Raw genomic sequence first — 440 nt, forward strand, 5'->3', positions numbered from 1 at the left:
TTCAGATGGGAACATTGAGTTTATGGGCAGAAAAGACCATCAGGTTAAGATCCGCGGATTCCGTATCGAACTTGGCGAGATCGAGCATGCCGTTTTGCAATATGGATCTGATTTAAAACAAGCGGTGGTAGAGGCAAAAGAATCCAATGAAGGAAAAGTTCTGATTGCTTATTTTACAGCTTCAGAAAGTATTGATAAATCGGCATTAAAAAGCTATCTTCAAGGCAAACTGCCCGATTATATGGTTCCTGCGTTTTACGTAGAACTGGAGCAGTTACCCCTTACTCCAAATGGAAAGATAGACCGTAAAGCCTTGCCTGGAGTAGACGGAGAAGACCTTATCAGAAATCAATACATAGCCCCAAGAAATGAGACAGAAGAAAAACTGGCTTCCATATGGCAGGAGGTACTGGGAATTGAAAGAATTGGAGTAACAGATA

Annotated in this window: 1 protein-coding gene; it reads left to right on the forward strand. The window is 41.6% G+C overall.

The window, feature by feature from the left end:
* Positions 1-440: AMP-binding enzyme (locus tag DM397_RS00390; RefSeq protein ID WP_455550113.1), on the forward strand; the 440-nt coding region annotated here is incomplete at both ends.

Source organism: Flavobacterium nitrogenifigens (genome assembly GCF_003254565.1).
GTDB classification, from domain to species: domain Bacteria; phylum Bacteroidota; class Bacteroidia; order Flavobacteriales; family Flavobacteriaceae; genus Flavobacterium; species Flavobacterium nitrogenifigens.